Below are 19,253 nucleotides of genomic sequence, written 5' to 3'. Positions count from 1 at the left end.
GCGCTCACGCGTCGTCGCCCTCGCGCATCGGGACGCGGACGCCCTTCTCGTCCGCGACGCGCTCCGCGATGTCGTAACCCGCGTCGACGTGGCGGATGACGCCCATGCCCGGGTCGTTCGTCAGCACGCGGCGGATCTTCTCGCCGGCGAGCTTCGTGCCGTCCGCCACGGAGACCTGGCCCGCGTGGATGGAGCGGCCCATGCCGACGCCGCCGCCGTGGTGGATGGAGACCCAGGACGCGCCGGAGGCGACGTTCACCATGGCGTTCAGGAGCGGCCAGTCCGCGATGGCGTCGGAGCCGTCGAGCATCGCCTCGGTCTCGCGGTACGGGGAGGCCACCGAGCCGCAGTCGAGGTGGTCGCGGCCGATCGCGAGGGGCGCGGCGAGGGTGCCGTTGCCGACCATGTCGTTGAACATGTCGCCCGCCTTGTCGCGCTCGCCCTGGCCGAGCCAGCAGATACGGGCGGGCAGGCCCTGGAAGTGGACGCGCTCGCCGGCCATCTTGATCCAGCGGTGGAGGGACTCGTTCTCCGGGAAGAGCTCCAGGATCGCCTTGTCCGTCTTGTGGATGTCCGAGGCCTCGCCGGAGAGTGCGGCCCAGCGGAACGGGCCCTTGCCCTCGCAGAACAGCGGACGGATGTACGCCGGTACGAAGCCGGGGAAGGCGAACGCGCGGTCGTAGCCGGCCAGCTGGGCCTCGCCGCGGATGGAGTTGCCGTAGTCGAAGACCTCGGCGCCGGCGTCCATGAAGCCGACCATGGCCTCGACGTGCTTCGCCATCGACTCGCGAGCGCGCGTGGTGAAGCCGGCCGGGTCCTTGGCGGCGGCGTCGGCCATGTCCTCGAAGGCCACGCCGACCGGGAGGTAGGACAGCGGGTCGTGGGCCGAGGTCTGGTCGGTGACGATGTCGATCGGGGCGCCCTCGGCGAGCATCTGCGGCAGCAGCTCCGCCGCGTTGCCGAGCAGGCCGATGGAGAGGGGGCGGCGGGCGTCCCGGGCCTCGGTCGCGAGCTGCAGGGCGTGGGCCGGGTTGTCGGCCTTCACGTCGAGGTAGCGGTGCTCGATGCGGCGCTCGATGGCGCGCGGGTCGACGTCGATACAGATCGCGACGCCGTCGTTCATCGTCACGGCGAGCGGCTGGGCGCCGCCCATGCCGCCGAGGCCGGCGGTCAGGGTGATCGTGCCGGCCAGGGTGCCGTTGAACTTCTTCGCGGCGACGGCGGCGAAGGTCTCGTAGGTGCCCTGGAGGATGCCCTGGGTGCCGATGTAGATCCAGGAGCCGGCCGTCATCTGGCCGTACATGGTCAGGCCCAGCTGCTCCAGGCGCCGGAACTCCTCCCAGTTCGCCCAGTCGCCGACCAGGTTGGAGTTGGCGATGAGGACGCGCGGGGCCCACTCGTGGGTCTGCATGACGCCGACCGGGCGGCCGGACTGGACGAGCATCGTCTCGTCCTGCTTGAGGGTGCGCAGCGTGCGCACCATCGCGTCGAAGGAGCGCCAGTCGCGGGCGGCCTTCCCGGTGCCGCCGTAGACGACGAGCTTGTCGGGGTGCTCGGCGACCTCGGGGTCCAGGTTGTTCTGCAGCATCCGGAGGGCGGCCTCCTGCTGCCACCCCAGGGCACTCAGTTCCGTACCGCGCGGGGCCCGTACGGGGCGGGGTCCTGACATGGGGCAGCCTCCTCCGATGTGAATCAGTTATTCACATCCTGGACTGCTGAATACTTGTAGTCAACAGCTGCGGCGCCACCCGTCCCGGTGGTCCCATGGACACATGGCTTCCCACCGTCGCGATCAGGCCGTCCGAGCCGCCGTCGAACAAGGCCTCCTCTCCCCCGCCGAACCCGTCGTCGCCCTCCTCGACACCGCAGGAGTCCGTGCCTCGGCCGCCGCCCTCGTCTCCGCCTTCGCCGCCGTCACCGACGCGCCCGTCCTGCACGCCTTCGCCGTGAAGGCGTGCCCGCTCGTGCCCGTCCTGCGCCTGCTCTACGACTGCGGCCTCGGGGTCGAGGTCGCGAGCCCCGGCGAGCTGGCCCTCGCCCGCGCGGCCGGCGTCCCGCCCTCCCGCACGGTGCTCGACTCGCCCGCCAAGACGCCCGCCGAGCTGCGCCAGGCGCTGGCCCTGGGGATCGCCGTCAACGCGGACAACCTCCAGGAACTGGCCAGGATCAACGCGCTCATCGCCTCCGCGCCGACCGCCTCGCCCATCGGAATCCGAGTGAACCCGCAGGTCGGATCCGGTTCGATCGGGGCGCTCTCGACCGCGACCGCCACCTCCAAGTTCGGGGTCGCCCTCCGGGACGAGGGGGCGCGGGAGGCCGTCGTCCAGACGTACCTCGACCGGCCCTGGCTGACCCGGCTGCACACCCACAGCGGATCGCAGGGTGTCCCGCTCTCCCTGATGGCGGAGGGCGTCGCCGCCGTGTACGCCCTGGCCGAGGAGATCAACGCCAAGGCCGGACGGCAGCAGATCGACACCGTCGACATCGGCGGCGGCCTGCCGGTGAACTTCTCCTCCGACGAGGAGACGCCGACCTACGCGGAGTACGCCGAGCTGCTCGCCGCGACCGCCCCCGGCCTGCTCGACGGGCGCTACGGGCTCGTCACCGAGTTCGGGCGCTCGCTGCTCGCCAAGCACGGCACGGTCCTGGCCCGCGTCGAGTACACCAAGACCTCGGGCGGCCGCCCCATCGCCGTCACCCACGCGGGGGTCCAGCTGGCCACCCGTACCGTCTACGACCCCGCCTCGTGGCCGCTGCGCGTCCTCGCGTACGACTCCGAGGGCAGGCCCGGCGACGGGGAGGAGACCGTCCAGGACGTGGCCGGACCCGCCTGCTTCGCCGGCGACCTGCTGGCCACCGCCCGCCCGCTGCCCCTGCTGCGGCCGGACGACATCGTCGCCGTGCCGGACACCGGCGCGTACTACTTCGCCCACCACTACGCGTACAACAGCCTGCCCCGGCCCGCCGTGCACGGCTTCACCGTCGCGGACGACGAGGGAACGGTGTCGTTCGCGACCGTGCGCGCGGCACAGACGCTCGACGAGATCGTCGCCGAGGCGGGCGGGGACCGGCCGGACGCCCTGCTGCCGTAGCACTGCGGGCGCTTGTCGGAACCCGGTGGTTCGATGGATCCATGGCTACCAAGAGCGTCGTCGTCGAACGCCGGATCGCGGCCACTCCCGGGCCCGTCTGGGAGGCACTGACGGACCTGAAGGACCTGGAGCGGGTCCTGAGCGGGGTGGAGCGGGTCGAGGTGCTGACGGAGGGCGCCTTCGGCGTGGGCACCCGCTGGCGCGAGACCCGGCGGATGATGGGCAAGGAGGCCACGGAGGAGATGACCGTGACCGAGGCCGTGCCGCCGGACCGCTATGTGACGGTGGCCGACTCGCACGGAATGCACTACGTCTCGGAGATCGCGCTGCGGCCGGACGGGACGAGTGCGACGACGGTACGGATGACGTTCTCGGCGAGCCCCGCCGAGGGCAGCCGCATGGGGTTCCTCGCCAAGCTGCTGAGCGGCCTCGGCTCCAAGGCGGTGAGCCGGGCGCTCGCGAAGGACCTGGACGACGTGGCGGCATCGGTGGAGCGCCGCCACTGACGCGGGCCCGCCGACCCCGTCCGCCACTGACGAGGGCCCCCACCCCGGTCAGCCGCTTGAGCTCGCCCGTCGCCCCGGTCAGCCGCTGACGTTCGTCCGCCGCTGACGCGCACGTCCGGGCCGATGTGCCTTTCGCCATCGGGATCGGGCCGCGGGTGCTCGACAAGGTCGTCCTGCGCATGCGCGGAGAGGACCGACCCGGACAGGAAGCGGCACTCGGAGGGCGAATTCAAGCAAGCCCACGGCATGTTCCGATGGAAAATGCCAGAACTCCTGCCCCCGACCGGAACGTTGAGTAGCGTCTCCGTCACTGCCGTACACCCGCACGCCGCATCGGGAGGGGAATCCGCGTGCCCGGAATCGACGAGTGCCTGCTGGAGGCCATGAGCCTGCCGGGCGCACGCGGGGCCTGGCTGGTCGACTGGACCAGCGGACTCGCCCTCGGCACGGCGGGCGACTCGCCGGTCGGCGACCATGAGACGACCGCGGCGGAGGCAGCCGAACTGGCGCGTGCGGCAGCGGAGTACGACTCCTTCGCCAACGACCCCCTGCACGACGAAACGTTACCCAAAGGACCGCCCGTAGAGGACCTGATCGTCACCGCTCGCGGCGGCTATCACGTCCTCCGGTTCGTCGAGACGGCCTTCGACAGCAGTGTCTTCCTGCATCTGTGGATCGACCGCGACGCCGGAAACCTCGCCATGGCCCGTATCCGGCTACGCGACCTCGCCGAAAGGCTGGTCCTCGGATGACCGTCTCACCGATGCTCACCCGCCTCGCCGCCGAACGCGCCACCGGCGCCCTGCTGCGCGACCACGGCACCCTCTACCTCGTCGACGGCCGCGTCGTGCACGCCGAGAGCCCCGCCGCGCCCGGCCTCGACGTCCTGCTGACGGCCGGCGGACGACTGCCCCGCGAAGGCTGGGACGAGGCCGTCAACCGCGCCGGGGCGCGCCGCGAGGTCGGCCGGTTTCTGGTCGACAGCGGCCGACTGCACGACGGAGAGCTCCAGATATGCCACCTCGGAGCCGTCTTCGACGCGGCGTTCTTCGCGCTCGCCCCCGCCAGCGGCCCCACCCGCTTCCGCTACGGCGTCGCCCACTGGTTCGGCCCGGTGCGGCCCGTCTCCACCGAGGCCGTCGAGCGCGAGACCGTGCGCCGCCGTGAACTGCTGGACAGCGTCTGGCCGTACGGGGCCGTGGACACCGCCCCGGTCGTGCCCCGCGCCCCCTCCCCCGGGCAGACGGTGGGCCTGCGCCAGCGGGCCCTGCTGGCCGCCGCCGACGGGACCCGCACCCCCGCGGACATCGCCCGGCTGCTCGGCCGCCCGGCCTTCCACACACTGCTCGACATCCGCCGCCTCGCGGCCGCCGGCCTCGTCGAGACCCCGCTCGAATCCTTACCGGCCGCCCAGCCCGCCGTACCCGCCTGGGTCGGCGAGGTCGCGGTGGATCCGGACATCGCCCTGCTGCGCCGGCTCCGTGACGCCCTGGAGGCAAGCCTGTGATGAGGCGTGCCCTGCGCATGCGCGCCGAGAGGAGACAACTGATGTCGGCAGAGGCCGAGGTGCTCGGCGAGCTGAGACGGCTGCGGGCCCGATTGCCCCAGCTCACCGGGGCGCTCGCGGCGAGCGCGGACGGCCTGATCCTGGCCCAGGACACGGTCGACAACGAGGCCGAGGCGGTGGCCGCGCTCACGGCGGCCGCGCTCGGCGTCGGACAGCGGCTGACCGAATCCACGGGCCAGGGCGGCTTCCGCGAGCTGCTGGTGCGCGGCGAGAACGGCTATGTCGCCACGTACGCGGCCGGCGGCTCCGCCGTCCTCACCCTGCTCGCCGAGCCCCGGATCAACGTGGGGCGGCTCCATCTGGAGGCGCGGCGGTCGAGTGCCCGGATAGGCGAGCTGGTCGACGAGGCCCTGGAACGCAGAGACCTGAACTGATCCCAACCACAGATGCGAAAAGGAAGTGCGACACCCATGGCGAACACCGAGACCTCCCTGAAGGACACCATGACCATCGAGGGCGCCATCGGCGCCGCGCTGGTCGACTACACCAGCGGCATGGCCCTCGGCACGATCGGCAGTAGTAAGGAGCTGGACCTCAATGTGGCCGCAGCGGGCAACACGGACGTGGTCCGCGCCAAGGTCAGGACGATGGAGATGCTCGGCCTCAAGGACGATATCGAGGACATCCTGATCACGCTCGGCGGCCAGTACCACCTGCTCCGGCTGCTCAAGGGGCGCGGCACCAACGGTCTGTTCCTGTACCTGGCGTTGGACAAGGCTCGCGCCAACCTGGCGATGGCCCGCCACCAGCTGAAGCGGATCGAGGCCGAGCTGGAGGTCTGATCCCCGGCGCCGGGAGCGGTCCGGCCCCTACTCCACGAACAGTCCCCGCTCCGCCGCCTTCGCGTCGAACTCCTCCAGACGCGCCTGGGCGTCCGGCAGCTCGTCCGCCATCGCCTCCAGGAGTACCCGGCCGAGCAGCATCGGGGCGCAGGCCGTGTCGAAGGCGAGCCCGGTGCCGACGGCGGCGGGAATGAGCAGGTCGCTGTGGGCGGCGACGGGCGCGAACGCCGATTCGGCGACCGTCACGACGGTCAGTCCGGCCGCCCGCGCGTACTCCAGCGCCTCCACGACCTCCCTGGGGTGGCGCGGCAGCGCGAAGCAGAGCAGGGCCGTCGCCCCGGCCCGTACGGACGCGTCGACGCGGTCCGTGAGCATCGAGCCGCCCTCGTCGAGGAGGCGGATGTCGGGGTGGACCTTGGCGGCGAAGTACGCGAAGCCGCGGGCCTGGGAGGAGGCGGCGCGCAGGCCGAGGACGGGCAGCGGCCGGGAGGCGGCGAGCAGCCGCCCGGCGCGCTCGACGGGCGCGGGGTCGGCGAGCAGCTCGGCGAGATGCCGGAGGTTCTCGATCTCGGCGAGGACGGCCTGCTGGTACTCGTTGTGCTCGCTCGTCTCCCCCGTCGGCTTCCGCTCCGGGGCGACCTCGCGCAGATGGCGGCGCAGGGCGGGGTAGCCGTCGAAGCCGAGGGCGACGGCGAAGCGGGTGACGGAGGGCTGGCTGACGCCGGCGAGCTCGGCCAGCTCCACGCTGGACAGGAACGGCACGTCGCCGGCCCTGCGCACCATGCTGTGCGCGATGCGCCGCTGTGTCGGTGTCAGCCGGTGCCCTTCGAAGAGCGCCTGAAGCCGTCCGGCCGGGCTGTCGCTCACGCCGTCCCCCTTTGGTCTATTCATCCTCCTCGAACTCTGCATGAGGATATGCAGCAGGGCAAGAAAAAGCGGGGGATAGCCCTACTGACGGGAGGGACCGGGGCTCCCTACCGTGGCGAGCATGGATACGCGCGACCCCGACCGCAACGCCGAGCTCAAGAGCGAGCTGGACGCCACCCTGCACGCCCGGCGGGAGCTGGGTACGGAGTACGAGGCGGCTCTGATCGAGTCCTTCCTCGGCAAGGTGGAGCAGAGCCTGGACTCCACGGTCGACCGCCAGGTGCGGCGCCGGCTGGCCGAGCAGCAGGTGGCGACCGCCCGCGGGGTGCGGCCGCCCGGTTCGGGCGTGGAGGGCTTCGGCGAGCGCTACGGCTTCGGGATCATCTCGCTGATCCTGGCGATCCCGCTCTCCGCGATCGCCGTCAGCCAGGCGAACCTGGAGGGTCTGATCGTGGCCTGGCTGGGCATCGTGGGCGTGAACTTCGTCCACGCGTTCCGGGGCCGGCTGCCGAGGCGCGACGACACCCAGGACTTCTAGCGGGAAAGGGGTGGCGCGGGGACCGCCGCACCCCCGTTACCGGGGGGCGGGACGACGGCGGTCCCCGCGAGGGACACGGGCCCGGGTCAGGGCCGGTCTCCGCGTCCGGCGGCGTCTTCAGGAGTCCGGGAGCCGCTCCGTAGTCCTTGACGCCGACAACCACCAATGTGCCGGACGCGTGTTAAGCGGGTGCTGCGGGTACGTGTCGCGCTCGTACCGTTTGTGCGAACGCCCGCTCGACGAGCGTTTCGGGCTACTTCGCGGCGCCCTTGGTCCCGCCGTTCGCCAGGAAGGCCAGCAGGTCCTGACGGCTCACCACACCCGTCGGCTTGCCCTCGACGAGCACGATCGCCGCGTCCGCCTCGCCGAGCACGGACATCAGGTCGGCGACCGGCTCGCCGGAGCCGACCTGCGGCAGCGGGGCGCTCATGTGACGCTCCAGCGGGTCCTCCAGGGAGGCCCGCTTGGTGAACAGCGCGTCGAGGAGCTCGCGTTCGACGACCGAGCCGACGACCTCCGCGGCCATGACGTCGGGGTGGCCGGCGCCGGGCTTGACGATGGGCATCTGGGAGACGCCGTACTCCCGCAGCACCTCGATGGCCTGACCGACCGTCTCCTCCGGGTGCATGTGGACGAGGGAGGGCAGTCCGCCCTCCTTGTGGCGCAGCACGTCGGCGACGGTGGCGGAGGAGGTGTCCTCCAGGAAGCCGTAGTCGGCCATCCACTCGTCGTTGAAGATCTTGGAGAGGTAGCCGCGGCCGGAGTCCGGCAGGATCACGACCACGATGTCGTCCGGGCCGAGGTCCTTGGCGACCTCGAGCGCGGCGACGACCGCCATGCCGCAGGAGCCGCCCACCAGGAGGCCCTCCTCCTTGGCGAGGCGGCGGGTCATCTGGAAGGAGTCCTTGTCGGAGACGGCGACGATCCGGTCGGTGCCGTCACGGTCGTAGGCGGTGGGCCAGAAGTCCTCGCCGACGCCCTCGACGAGGTACGGCCGGCCGGAGCCGCCGGAGTAGACCGAGCCCTCGGGGTCGGCGCCGACGATCTGGACCGTGCCGCCGCTGACCTCCTTCAGGTACTTGCCGGTGCCGGAGATGGTGCCGCCGGTGCCGATGCCCGCGACGAAGTGGGTGATCTTCCCGTCCGTCTGCTCCCACAGCTCGGGACCGGTGGTCTCGTAGTGCGAGCGGGGGTTGTTCGGGTTGGAGTACTGGTCGGGCTTCCAGGCGCCGGGCGTCTCACGGACGAGCCGGTCCGAGACGTTGTAGTACGAGTCGGGGTGCTCGGGGTCGACGGCGGTGGGGCAGACCACGACCTCGGCGCCGTACGCCCGCAGCACGTTGATCTTGTCCGTGGACACCTTGTCGGGGCAGACGAAGATGCACTTGTAGCCCTTCTGCTGGGCCACGATGGCGAGCCCGACGCCGGTGTTGCCGGACGTGGGCTCGACGATGGTTCCGCCGGGCTTGAGAGCACCGCTCTCCTCGGCCGCCTCGATCATCCGCAGGGCGATGCGGTCCTTGACCGAACCGCCCGGGTTGAAGTACTCGACCTTGGCCAGGACGGTGGCCTGAATGCCCGCTGTCACATTGTTGAGCTTCACCAGCGGGGTGTTGCCGACGAGGCTGATCATCGAGTCGTGGAATTGCACCGTAATCTCCGGGGTCTCCGTAATGGTGCAGCCAGCGTATGCGTAGTCGGTGCGGGTTACGGGGCAGTTACATCCTGAACGGCTTGAAGGAGGTGACTGCCCCCATGTCGAGGGCGAGGGTGGCACGGCGGATCGCGGCGGGCGCGGCGTACGGCGGCGGGAGCATCGGGCTGCTCGGTGCGGCGGCGGTGGGAGTGCTTCTGGCCGAGGTACAGCTCGCGAAGAGGACGGTCGGGGGTGGGGTGGCGCCGCTGCCACCGGGGGCGGACGGGCTGTACGGCCGCTCCTTCGAGACCACGGATCCGGCCTCGCCCCCGCTGCGGCTGGCCCTTCTGGGTGATTCGACGGCGGCGGGGCAGGGGGTGCGCCGGGTGGGTCAGACACCGGGGGCGCTGCTGGCCTCGGGGCTCGCGGCGGTGGCGGAGCGGCCGGTGAACCTGCGGAACGTGGCGCTGCCGGGTGCGCTCTCGGACGACCTGGAGCGCCAGGTGTCGCTGCTGCTGACGGCTCCGGCGGGGCCGCCTGACGTGTGCGTGATCATGATCGGGGCGAACGACGTCACGCACCGGATGTCGGCGACGGAGTCGGTGCGGCTGCTCGCGGCGGCGGTGCGGCGGCTGCGGACGGCCGGGGCGGAGGTGGTCGTCGGGACCTGCCCGGATCTGGGGACCATCGAGCCGGTGTACCAGCCGCTGCGGTGGCTGGCGCGGCGGGTGTCGCGGCAGCTGGCGGCGGCGCAGACCATCGTGGTGGTGGAGCAGGGCGGGCGGACGGTGTCGCTGGGGGACCTGCTGGGTCCGGAGTTCGCGGCGAATCCGCGGGAGATGTTCGGCGTGGACAACTACCACCCGTCGGCGGAGGGCTACGCGACGGCGGCGATGGCCGTGCTGCCGACGGTGTGCGCGGTGCTGGGCGTGTGGCCGGAGACGGACCGCCTGGAGCCGGACCGCCACGAGAACATGCTGCCGGTGGCGAAGGCGGCCGCGGAGGCGGCGAAGGAAGCGGGTACGGAGGTCACGGGGGCGCGGGCGCCGTGGGCGCTGCTCAAGCACCGCCGCCGGCGTCGCCTCGCGGAGCCGCCCCCGGCCACGCCGGAGCAGAACCCGTCCCCGGAGGAGGCCCACCGCCCCTGACGGCCTGGGCGCGCGCGCAGGCCGGCGGTGCGGGGCTCCGTCCTTCGTCGCCGCGCTGCGCCGCCCCCTGCCGTACGGGCGATGGGACGCCGACTGAGCGCTCGCTTAGAAAAGAGGTCCGCGTCACACCGTCTGGGCGGTGACCCGTGCCGTACGTGCAGGTAGCTTCGCTTTCAGTCCGTCCACCCCGCATCCTCCTGGAGCCGTGATGCCCGAAGCCGTCATCGTCTCGACCGCCCGCTCCCCGATCGGCCGGGCCTTCAAGGGCTCCCTGAAGGACCTGCGGCCCGACGACCTCACCGCGACCATCATCCAGGCCGCGCTCGCCAAGGTCCCCGAGCTGGACCCGCGCGACATCGACGACCTGATGCTCGGCTGTGGCCTCCCGGGTGGCGAGCAGGGCAACAACCTGGGCCGGATCGTCGCCGTCCAGATGGGGATGGACCACCTCCCCGGCTGCACGATCACCCGGTACTGCTCCTCCTCGCTCCAGACCTCCCGCATGGCGCTGCACGCCATCAAGGCCGGCGAGGGCGACGTCTTCATCTCGGCCGGTGTCGAGATGGTCTCCAGCTTCGCCAAGGGCAACTCGGACTCCCTGCCCGACACGCACAACCCGCTCTTCGCCGAGGCCGAGGCCCGCACCGCCACCGTCGCCGCCTCCGAGGGCTCCTCCTGGCACGACCCGCGCGAGGACGGCCTCGTCCCGGACGCGTACATCGCCATGGGCCAGACCGCCGAGAACCTGGCCCGCCTCAAGGGCATCAGCCGCCAGGAGATGGACGAGTTCGGCGTACGGTCGCAGAACCTCGCCGAGCAGGCCATCAAGAACGGCTTCTGGGAACGCGAGATCACCCCGGTGACGACCCCGGACGGCACCGTCGTCTCCGCCGACGACGGCCCGCGCGCCGGCGTCACCCTGGAGGGCGTGCAGGGCCTCAAGCCCGTCTTCCGCCCCGACGGCCTGGTCACCGCCGCCAACTGCTGCCCGCTCAACGACGGCGCCGCCGCGCTCGTGATCATGTCGGACACGAAGGCCCGCGAGCTCGGCCTGACGCCGCTCGCCCGCATCGTCTCCACCGGCGTCTCGGGCCTCTCCCCCGAGATCATGGGCCTCGGCCCCGTCGAGGCGTCCAAGCAGGCCCTCAAGCGCGCCGGCCTGACCATCGGCGACATCGACCTCGCCGAGATCAACGAGGCCTTCGCCGCCCAGGTCATCCCGTCCTACCAGGACCTGGGTCTGGACCTGGACAAGGTGAACGTCAACGGTGGCGCGATCGCCGTCGGCCACCCCTTCGGCATGACCGGCGCCCGCATCACCGGCACCCTGATCAACAGCCTCCAGTTCCACGACAAGCAGTTCGGCCTGGAGACCATGTGCGTCGGCGGCGGCCAGGGCATGGCCATGGTCATCGAGCGGCTGAGCTGAGCCGTAGCGGAGGGTAGGGGTCGCCTGAGGAACGAAGGCGGCACCTGCCCGCAGCGGTGGCGAAGGGAAGCGTGAGCGAAGAAGCGAGCGGCTGAGCTGAGCCTGGAAGCGAGCGGCTGAGGCGAGCCCCAGGGCGCCTGCCGTAAGCCCAGAAGACGCCTCGGCTAACCCCGTCGCGTCCTAGCCGTGACCGAATCTCCCCCAGGATGTGACCTACGTCCCGGGGGAGAGTCATTCCCGCAGGTCACAACCACATCGGGACTAAACACCTGGCCCAAATACCTGTCCATTTCGTGACGTAATGCACTGACAGGGGGCGCACTCCCACGACAAGCTGATGTAGGAAGTCGGGGGGATCGACTCGGAATCGGGAGTACGTCAGTGAGCGCCATGTCTCTTGCCCTGCTGGTGACCACGGCCGCCGCCACGGCCGTGGGCGCCGCCGCCCTGCACGCTGCCCACGGTCTCCGTAAGCAGGTCGCCGCTCTGCGTAGCGAACTCGCCACCGCCCACGGGGTGTCCGTGCCCCAGGCCCGCCAGACGCCCGCGTCCGAGATACGGGCCGCGGTCGCCGAGGCGCTGGCCGAGGAGCGCGAGCGCGAGCTCGCCGAGGCGCGGGCGTTCTGGGCGGCACAGGAGGCCCGTGACGCGGCCGACGCCCCGTCGCTCCTCGGCGGCCTGGGCGGATCCGCCGAGGACGGCCCCTTCTACGTGCCGCGCCAGGCCGACTTCGTGGGCCTGGAGGCCATGGCCCTGGAGGCGATGGAGGCCGAGGCCGCCGGACTGGACGGCGCCGGCGCCGACAGCGTCCTGGACGAGTTCCCCGAGCTGAACGAGTACGCCGAGGACTCCCCGGAGCTCGCCGCGGCCCGCCGCCGCCACCCCTCGCACCCGGACTTCGTGCCGGTCCAGACGCCCGTGGTCACCGACCACGAGCGCACGGTGGCCCGCCTCGAGGAGCTCGCCGACACGCGCACCGCGCTGACCGACGTACGCCCCGGGCCGCTCGGCACGCTGGACGTGTACGTCTTCGCCGACGGCACCACGCTCTGCATGACTCCCGGTCACCGGGAGACCGCGGAGCGTCTCGCGGACGCCCTGCACGCCGGTCGTACGCCGGTCCTGCTCGGCGGTTCGGGCGTCTCGGGGGCGTACGCCCTGACGTTCTCCTTCGGGGACGCGGACGACGAGAACGTCTACATCCTCGCCGACCGCGTGATCGCCTCGCTGTAGCCCTCCCCGGAGGCCGTCACAGCCCCGACCGCTCCGCGGCCTCCCGCACCAGCCTCACGGCCTCGCCCAGTTCCCGTTCCCGGGAGCCGGCCGGGGCCGTTCGCAGAATCTCCGCCAGATCGTTTCCGGCCACCACGAGTTGGTCGGCCACCGTGAACACGCCGGCCTCCGGCATGATCCGCCCGGCGCCCTCCGGCTCCTCGATCCGCTGCGCCAGGAGCGCCAACTCCCTGGCCAGCTGCAGTCCTTCGGCGGCGGCGCCGCGCTGGAGGCGGCTCTGCGGGGCGGCCCGCAGCCGGTCGGCGAACCGTTCGACGACGGCGGTCAGTTCACTGGTATCAAGCACGGCGCGACCCTACGCGCCCTCCGGGGACTGTTGCCAACGGCCCGGCACTCAGGCACGGTGACGGGAAGGAGCACACGGCAACACGCGTCCGGAGGCGCCGATGTCCCACGCATTCTCCGAAGAGACCCATCGCAACCTGCTCGCCCGTATCCCCCATTGCACCGGTCGTGAAGTCTCCGACTGGCTTCGCACCGTCGAGGAAGGCCCCTCCCTCATCCGCTTCGAGGAGAAGGTGAGCTGGCTCCGGGGCGAGCACGACCTCGCGTACGGCCACGCGAAGGCGATCATCCACGAGTACGACCTTCGGCGAGCGGCCCGCCGGCTGCTCTGACACTCCGCACGGGGGCCCGCCCGCACGGGCCCCCGTCGGCCCGCCCCGGCAGGGCGGAGCCGATGGGGAGAACCATCGTTCCCCATCTCCGGTAGAGTGAGAGAACGATGATTCTCCACTGATGGGGTGATCGGGCGATGGACACGGAAACCGCCGAGCTACGGCTCCTGGAGGCCGCCGAGGCCCTCTTCGACGAGCGGGGGGTGCAGGCGGTCGGCATGGACGCCATCCGCACCGCGTCCGGCGTCTCCCTCAAACGCCTCTACCAGCTGTACCCGTCCAAGGACCATCTGGTCTGGGCCGTCCTGAACCGCCGCGACGCGGCCGTACGGGAGGCCATCGCCGCCCACGGCGCGGCGCACGCCGGCACGCCGTACGAGCGCGTCCTGGCGGTCTTCGACTACCTCGGCGACTGGTTCGCCGACCCCGGCTTCCGGGGGTGTGCCTTCATCAACACCTTCGGCGAGATGGGCGGCATCTCGGCGGACGTCGCCGACATCGCCCGCGGCCACAAGCAGGCCCTGCGCGGATACTTCGCCGAGCAGACGAACGCCCTCGGCGCGCCGTCGGAGCTCGCCGACCAGCTGGCGCTGCTGGCCAACGGCGCCATGGCCGTCGCCGGCATCAACGGATCCCCCGAGCCGGCCGCCCAGGCGAAGGAAGCGGCCCGGGTGCTCCTGGAGGCCGCGCTCAGGGGCTGAGAACGCGGAAGGGCCCGCCCGGCGGAAGCCGGACGGGCCCTTCGTCACACACGAGCGGTGCGTCAGTCGTCGCCCTGAAGGATCGACAGCAGGCGCAGCATCTCCAGGTAGATCCACACCAGGGTCAGGGTGAGGCCGAAGGCCGCCAGCCAGGACTCCTCGCGCGGAGCGCCGTACGTCACGCCGTCCTCGACCTGCTTGAAGTCGAGGGCGAGGAAGCAGGCACCGAGGATGATGCCGATGACACCGAAGAGGATGCCGAGGCCGCCGCTGCGGAAGCCCAGGCCGTCACCGGCGCCGTCGAAGAGCGAGAAGATCGCGTTGACCGCCATCAGCAGGACGAAGCCGATCGCGGCCGCCATCACGAAGCCGTAGAAGCGGCGGGTCACACGGATCCAGCGCATCTTGTAGGCGATCAGCACACCGGCGAAGACCGCCATCGTGCCGAGGACCGCCTGCGCGACCACACCGGGCGAGATGTAGGTCGAGACCGTGGCCGAGATCACGCCGAGGAAGACACCCTCGAACGCCGCGTAGGCCAGGATCAGCGCGGGCGAGGCCTTGCGCTTGAAGGACTGCACCATCGCCAGGACGAAGGCCACCAGGGCGGCGCCGATGGCGATGCCGTAGGACTTGCCGAGGTTCGCCTCGTCGACCGGCAGCAGGAACCACGCGAGGGCGGCGGTGACCACGACCGTGCCGAGCGTCATGGCCGTACGGCTCACGACGTCGTCGATCGTCATCACGTCGCCGCGCGTCTGCTGCGGGGCGCCGAGCTGGGTGTCCTGCGCGTACGGGTTGGTCGCGTACGGGTTCGCCGCGTCCTGGGCGTACGGGTTGGTTCCGACGGCGGGGCCCCCGGCCTGCGGCTGCTGCGCGTTGAAGCCGGCGTAGCCGTTGTCGCGGCTGAACCCCCGTCGCGAGAAGACCGGGTTGCTGCTCCTCATCTCACTCCTCCATGGCCGCACTGCGCGGCCTTGCGTCAAGAGTAATGCGGAAGCAAAAGAAACTCCCTAGTGCTCGGGGAGGATCTTTCCGAGATCGTTAGAGAGACCCGGTGGTCGACAGGGGTGAGCTGTGCCCGGAACCGGACTCGAACCGGTACGGCCCGAAGGCCAGCGAGGTTTAAGCTCGCCGTGTCTGCATTCCACCACCCGGGCATGGCGCGCGGCTCCGCGTTGGCACATGAGCCTATCGGGACGCTTCCCCCGTTCAGCGGAACGCTGGCCCGATGTTGTCTTATTTTATTGACGTCTGAGGGTGCGTCAGTGCAGGTGGGGGCCCATCTGACGAACTGTGACAGGGGTCGCAGGCGCAAAGGTGCGTACGCCGGAATGACGGAAACTCGCCGCATCTATGTCACATCGCCCGCGCGGTACGCACCCGGTCCGCGCTCCGGAGGGCGCCTCAGGGGTCCTGTCATACCTCAGGAGGAGGGGCAGGCCCCCCGGTCCGACTCCAGGCTGCCCCAGGAACGGGCATGTGGACGGACGCTCCGGACCTCAACGCTCGACACGATGGAGTGGTTCCCAAACGTCCGCAGTGACAGGAGTCGCCCTCGTGACCACCACCCCCACCGTGTCCCGCGCCACCGCGGTGGCCGCCCGCGCCACGGATCTCTCGAAGGTCTACGGACAGGGCGAGACCCAGGTGGTCGCCCTCGACCAGGTCACCGTGGACTTCCGCCAGGGCGAGTTCACCGCGATCATGGGGCCGTCCGGCTCCGGCAAGTCCACCCTGATGCACTGCGTCGCCGGCCTGGACTCCTTCAGCTCCGGTTCGGTCCGCCTCGGCGACACCGAGCTGAGCACCCTGAAGGACAAGCAGCTCACGCAGCTGCGCCGGGACAAGATCGGCTTCATCTTCCAGGCGTTCAACCTGCTGCCGACGCTGACGGCCCTGGAGAACATCACGCTGCCGATGGACATCGCGGGCCGCAAGCCCGACAAGCAGTGGGTGGAGAAGGTCATCGACATGATCGGCCTGTCCGGCCGGCTGAGCCACCGTCCCGCACAGCTCTCCGGCGGCCAGCAGCAGCGCGTCGCCGTGGCCCGCGCGCTGGCCTCCCGCCCCGAGATCATCTTCGGTGACGAGCCGACCGGAAACCTGGACTCACGCTCGGGCGCCGAGGTGCTGGGCTTCCTGCGCAATTCGGTACGGGAGCTGGGCCAGACGGTCGTCATGGTCACCCACGACCCGGTCGCCGCGTCCTACGCGGACCGGGTGATCTTCCTCGCGGACGGCCGCATCGTCGACGAGATGATCGCCCCGACGGCGGACGGCGTGCTGGACCGCATGAAGGCCTTCGACGCCAAGGGCCGCACGAGCTGAGGCGGCGGCGCCTCACCGCGCCGTCCCGGGGCCCGGCCCCCGGAGCCCCGCCCACGCGGGGACCGTGACGGCGCCCGGCCGTGTGCCGTGCGCCCCGTTCTCCCCGCCCTCTCACTTCCCGGCCCGCCGCAGGCGCCGGCCCCACTCCAGGACACACACATGTTCCGTACCGCCTTGCGCAACGTGCTCGCGCACAAGGCCCGGCTGCTGATGACCGTGCTCGCCGTCATGCTCGGCGTCGCCTTCGTCTCCGGCACCCTGGTCTTCACCGACACCCTGTCCCACGCCTTCCGCAACCAGTCGGCCAAGAGCTACGACGACGTGGCCGTCGCCGCCACGCTGTACCCGACCCCCGACCAGGCCAAGAAGACGCCCGGCATCTCCGAGCAGGTCCTGGCGAAGGTCGAACAGGTCGACGGGGTCGCCTCCGCGACCGGCCGGGTCTCCGGCTTCGCCGGTGTGCCCGACAAGGAGGGCAAGCTGATCGGCGGCGGGTGGTCCAACAAGGGCACCAACTTCGCCCCCGGCAAGGACGGCAAGGACCGGGCGTACGACTTCACCTCCGGCACCGGCCCGGTCCAGGACGACCAGATCGCCCTCGACAAGGAGACCGCCGCGAAGGGCGGCTACCAGGTCGGCGACCGCGTCCGTGTCGCCACGAACGGCCCGGTGCAGCCGTACACCCTCTCCGGTGTCTTCACCACCGAGGACGGCGCGGTCAACGCCGGCGGCAGCCTGATCCTCTTCGACACCGACGTGGCCCAGAAGCTCTACCTCAAGCCGGGCTACTACTCGGACATGACCGTCACGGCGACCCCGGGCACCGACGACGCCAAGCTCCTCGACGCGGTGCTGAAGGTCATGCCGAAGGAGGCGCAGGCGGAGACCGGCCAGGAGCTGGCCGACCGGCAGGCCCGTGACATCGAGGCCGGTCTCGGCGCCTTCAAGCAGGTGCTGCTCGGCTTCGCCGGCATCGCGCTCTTCGTCGGCATCTTCCTGATCTCCAACACCTTCACGATGCTGGTCGCCCAGCGCACCAAGGAACTCGCCCTGATGCGGGCCGTGGGTGCCTCGCGCAAGCAGATCACCCGCTCGGTGCTGGTCGAGGCCGGCCTGGTCGGTGTCGTCGCCTCCGTCGTCGGATACGTGCTCGGTGTGGGTCTGGCGATCGGACTGCGCGCGGGCATGAACGCCTTCGAGCTGAAGATGCCGGACGGCCCGCTGATCCTGGGCGCCACCCCGGTGATCTCCGCGCTCGCCGTGGGTGTCCTGATCACGATGCTGGCCGCCTGGCTGCCCGGCCGCCGGGCCGCGAAGATCCCGCCGGTGGCGGCGATGAGCAGCGTCCACGCGGTGGCCACCACCAAGTCGCTGGTCGTCCGCAACTCCATCGGCGGCGCGATCACCGCGCTCGGCGCGGCGCTGATCGTCGCCGGTGCGGCCAAGGGCGCCGACATGGGCCGGATGCTCGTCGGGGCCGGCGCGTTCCTCGCGCTCATCGGTGTGATCGTGCTGATCCCGCTGCTGTCCCGCCCGGTCATCGCGCTCATCCGGCCGCTGATCGTCGGAGTGTTCGGAGTGTCCGGCAAGCTCGCCGGTCAGAACGCGGTCCGTAACCCGCGCCGCACCGGAGCCACCGCGTCCGCGCTGGCCATCGGTCTGACCCTGGTCACCGGCCTGTCGGTGCTCGGTGCCACGGTGGGCTCGGCCATCGACCGGATGACGGTCGACTACCTCAAGGCCGACTACATGGTCACGATGGCCCAGGGCTCGGGCCCCGGTCTCGACCAGACCGCGCTGACCGCCCTGGAGAAGGCGCCCGGCGTCGTCGCCGTCTCGCCTCAGCAGGCCGACTACTTCGAGCTGGGGGGCGACTTCCGGGCCGCCTCCGGTGTCACCCCGGGCGACATCGAGCAGGTGCTGAACCTGAAGGTCGTCAAGGGCTCGCTCGACACGCTGGGCAAGGGCCAGATCGCGGTGGCGCGGAAGACCGCGGACAAGCAGGGCTGGAAGGTCGGCGACTCCCTGCCGGTCGCCTTCGCGGACGACAAGAAGAGCAAGCTGACGGTCGGCGCGGTCTACGAGGACAACGAGTTCGTCTCCCCCGTGCTGATCGACACCAAGATCGTCAACGCGCACACCGAGAAGCCCCAGATCATGCAGATCCTGGTGAAGATGGACGGCGGTGAGTCGGCGGCCGGCGAGGGCGCCCTCATCAAGGCCCTCGGTGAGAACCCGGCCATCTCGGTGATGGACCAGAAGGACATCCGCGACTCGTTCGGCGGCCCCATCAACATCCTGCTCAACATCATGTACGGCCTGCTGGCGATGGCCCTGATCATCGCGGTGCTCGGTGTCGTGAACACCCTCGCCATGTCGGTGTTCGAGCGGCAGCAGGAGATCGGGATGCTGCGGGCGATCGGTCTCGACCGTCGCCGCGTGAAGCGGATGGTCCGTCTGGAGGCCGTGGTCATCTCGGTGTTCGGCGCGGTCGTCGGTATCGGTCTCGGCTCGTTCCTCGGCTGGGCGATCGGCGAGACGATCAAGAGCAGCCTGCCGGGCTACGTCCTGGTGCTGCCCTGGGACCGGATCGGGTTCTTGCTGATCGCCGCCGCGCTGGTCGGCGTCCTGGCCTCCCTGTGGCCGGCCCGGAGCGCCGCGAAGCTGAACATGCTGACGGCGATCAAGGCCGAGTAGCACGACCGGCGGTACGGATACGAGGAAGGGCCGGGCTCCCCGTTCGGGG

19 protein-coding genes and 1 tRNA gene are annotated in these 19,253 nt (G+C 71.0%); 14 read left to right on the top strand and 6 right to left on the bottom strand.

The features are described from left to right. Positions 1–4: 4 nt before the first annotated feature. Positions 5–1,669 carry a urocanate hydratase gene (gene hutU / locus ACFQ7Q_RS25570; RefSeq protein WP_383559069.1) on the bottom strand — a complete coding sequence of 555 codons (1,665 nt, stop codon included), beginning with the start codon at positions 1,667–1,669 and terminating at the stop codon, positions 5–7. 103 nt (positions 1,670–1,772) lie between these two features. Between hutU and ACFQ7Q_RS25565 the strand changes: the two genes are divergently transcribed. The 6 genes from ACFQ7Q_RS25565 to ACFQ7Q_RS25540 all read left to right on the top strand — a co-directional run bounded on the left by ACFQ7Q_RS25565 (position 1,773) and on the right by ACFQ7Q_RS25540 (position 5,947). Then, positions 1,773–3,092, top strand: coding sequence for a diaminopimelate decarboxylase (locus ACFQ7Q_RS25565; protein WP_383559068.1), 1,320 nt, complete (start codon positions 1,773–1,775; stop codon positions 3,090–3,092). Positions 3,093–3,133: 41 nt separating this feature from the next. Further along, a complete protein-coding gene (locus tag ACFQ7Q_RS25560; RefSeq protein WP_383559067.1) occupies positions 3,134–3,598 on the top strand; it encodes an SRPBCC family protein in 465 nt (154 codons plus the stop codon). A gap of 350 nt (positions 3,599–3,948) precedes the next feature. Beyond that, a complete protein-coding gene (locus ACFQ7Q_RS25555; protein WP_383559066.1) occupies positions 3,949–4,350 on the top strand; it encodes a hypothetical protein in 402 nt (133 codons plus the stop codon). Then, positions 4,347–5,105: a transcriptional regulator gene (locus ACFQ7Q_RS25550; protein WP_383559065.1), complete on the top strand. Its 759-nt coding sequence runs from the start codon at positions 4,347–4,349 to the stop codon at positions 5,103–5,105. Before ACFQ7Q_RS25555 ends, ACFQ7Q_RS25550 begins: the two co-directional genes overlap by 4 nt. A 41-nt stretch (positions 5,106–5,146) precedes the next feature. After that, positions 5,147–5,539, top strand: a complete 393-nt coding sequence (locus ACFQ7Q_RS25545; protein WP_383559064.1) for a roadblock/LC7 domain-containing protein — start codon at positions 5,147–5,149, stop codon at positions 5,537–5,539. A gap of 36 nt (positions 5,540–5,575) precedes the next feature. Then, a complete protein-coding gene (locus ACFQ7Q_RS25540; RefSeq protein ID WP_383559062.1) occupies positions 5,576–5,947 on the top strand; it encodes a hypothetical protein in 372 nt (123 codons plus the stop codon). 27 nt (positions 5,948–5,974) lie between these two features. On the opposite strand, the gene ACFQ7Q_RS25535 is transcribed toward ACFQ7Q_RS25540, so the two are convergent. Continuing rightward, a complete protein-coding gene (locus tag ACFQ7Q_RS25535; protein ID WP_383559061.1) occupies positions 5,975–6,838 on the bottom strand; it encodes a MurR/RpiR family transcriptional regulator in 864 nt (287 codons plus the stop codon). 97 nt (positions 6,839–6,935) lie between these two features. On the opposite strand from ACFQ7Q_RS25535, the gene ACFQ7Q_RS25530 reads away from it, so the two are divergent. Next, positions 6,936–7,352, top strand: coding sequence for a hypothetical protein (locus ACFQ7Q_RS25530; RefSeq protein WP_383559060.1), 417 nt, complete (start codon positions 6,936–6,938; stop codon positions 7,350–7,352). 253 nt (positions 7,353–7,605) lie between these two features. On the opposite strand, the gene ACFQ7Q_RS25525 is transcribed toward ACFQ7Q_RS25530, so the two are convergent. Then, the gene (locus ACFQ7Q_RS25525) at positions 7,606–9,003 is read right to left on the bottom strand and encodes a cystathionine beta-synthase (RefSeq protein ID WP_383559058.1); all 1,398 of its coding nucleotides are present in this window, start codon (positions 9,001–9,003) and stop codon (positions 7,606–7,608) included. 119 nt (positions 9,004–9,122) lie between these two features. Between ACFQ7Q_RS25525 and ACFQ7Q_RS25520 the strand changes: the two genes are divergently transcribed. From ACFQ7Q_RS25520 to ACFQ7Q_RS25510, 3 genes are all read left to right on the top strand, one after another. Then, positions 9,123–10,136, top strand: a complete 1,014-nt coding sequence (locus ACFQ7Q_RS25520; RefSeq protein ID WP_383559097.1) for an SGNH/GDSL hydrolase family protein — start codon at positions 9,123–9,125, stop codon at positions 10,134–10,136. A 208-nt stretch (positions 10,137–10,344) separates the two neighbouring features. After that, entirely contained in the window at positions 10,345–11,565 is a 1,221-nt protein-coding gene (locus tag ACFQ7Q_RS25515; RefSeq protein ID WP_383559056.1) for an acetyl-CoA C-acetyltransferase, read from the top strand. A gap of 390 nt (positions 11,566–11,955) precedes the next feature. Beyond that, the gene (locus ACFQ7Q_RS25510; RefSeq protein WP_383559054.1) at positions 11,956–12,798 is read left to right on the top strand and encodes a hypothetical protein; all 843 of its coding nucleotides are present in this window, start codon (positions 11,956–11,958) and stop codon (positions 12,796–12,798) included. 16 nt (positions 12,799–12,814) lie between these two features. Here ACFQ7Q_RS25510 and ACFQ7Q_RS25505 read toward each other — a convergent pair whose 3' ends face one another. Then, positions 12,815–13,144: a hypothetical protein gene (locus ACFQ7Q_RS25505; RefSeq protein ID WP_383559053.1), complete on the bottom strand. Its 330-nt coding sequence runs from the start codon at positions 13,142–13,144 to the stop codon at positions 12,815–12,817. Positions 13,145–13,244: 100 nt separating this feature from the next. On the opposite strand from ACFQ7Q_RS25505, the gene ACFQ7Q_RS25500 reads away from it, so the two are divergent. Both ACFQ7Q_RS25500 and ACFQ7Q_RS25495 read left to right on the top strand, forming a co-directional pair. After that, positions 13,245–13,475: a DUF4287 domain-containing protein gene (locus ACFQ7Q_RS25500; RefSeq protein ID WP_329119757.1), complete on the top strand. Its 231-nt coding sequence runs from the start codon at positions 13,245–13,247 to the stop codon at positions 13,473–13,475. Between the two features lie 137 nt (positions 13,476–13,612). Further along, positions 13,613–14,176 carry a TetR/AcrR family transcriptional regulator gene (locus tag ACFQ7Q_RS25495; protein WP_383559052.1) on the top strand — a complete coding sequence of 188 codons (564 nt, stop codon included), beginning with the start codon at positions 13,613–13,615 and terminating at the stop codon, positions 14,174–14,176. A gap of 62 nt (positions 14,177–14,238) precedes the next feature. Here ACFQ7Q_RS25495 and ACFQ7Q_RS25490 read toward each other — a convergent pair whose 3' ends face one another. Then, on the bottom strand, positions 14,239–15,123 hold the full coding sequence (locus ACFQ7Q_RS25490; protein ID WP_383559051.1) for a Bax inhibitor-1/YccA family protein: 885 nt from the start codon (positions 15,121–15,123) through the stop codon (positions 14,239–14,241). A 131-nt stretch (positions 15,124–15,254) separates the two neighbouring features. Beyond that, positions 15,255–15,336 (bottom strand) — tRNA-Leu (locus ACFQ7Q_RS25485). 400 nt (positions 15,337–15,736) lie between these two features. On the opposite strand from ACFQ7Q_RS25485, the gene ACFQ7Q_RS25480 reads away from it, so the two are divergent. Together ACFQ7Q_RS25480 and ACFQ7Q_RS25475 are read left to right on the top strand one after the other, a co-directional pair. Next, positions 15,737–16,507: an ABC transporter ATP-binding protein gene (locus ACFQ7Q_RS25480; protein ID WP_383559049.1), complete on the top strand. Its 771-nt coding sequence runs from the start codon at positions 15,737–15,739 to the stop codon at positions 16,505–16,507. Positions 16,508–16,666: 159 nt separating this feature from the next. After that, positions 16,667–19,204, top strand: a complete 2,538-nt coding sequence (locus tag ACFQ7Q_RS25475) for an ABC transporter permease (RefSeq protein ID WP_383559047.1) — start codon at positions 16,667–16,669, stop codon at positions 19,202–19,204. Positions 19,205–19,253 lie beyond the last annotated feature (49 nt).

It is taken from the genome of Streptomyces sp. NPDC056527, assembly GCF_042794475.1.
GTDB lineage: Bacteria > Actinomycetota > Actinomycetes > Streptomycetales > Streptomycetaceae > Streptomyces.
Note: the sequence above shows the minus strand (reverse complement) of the source record. Positions and strands in the feature narration are given on the sequence as shown.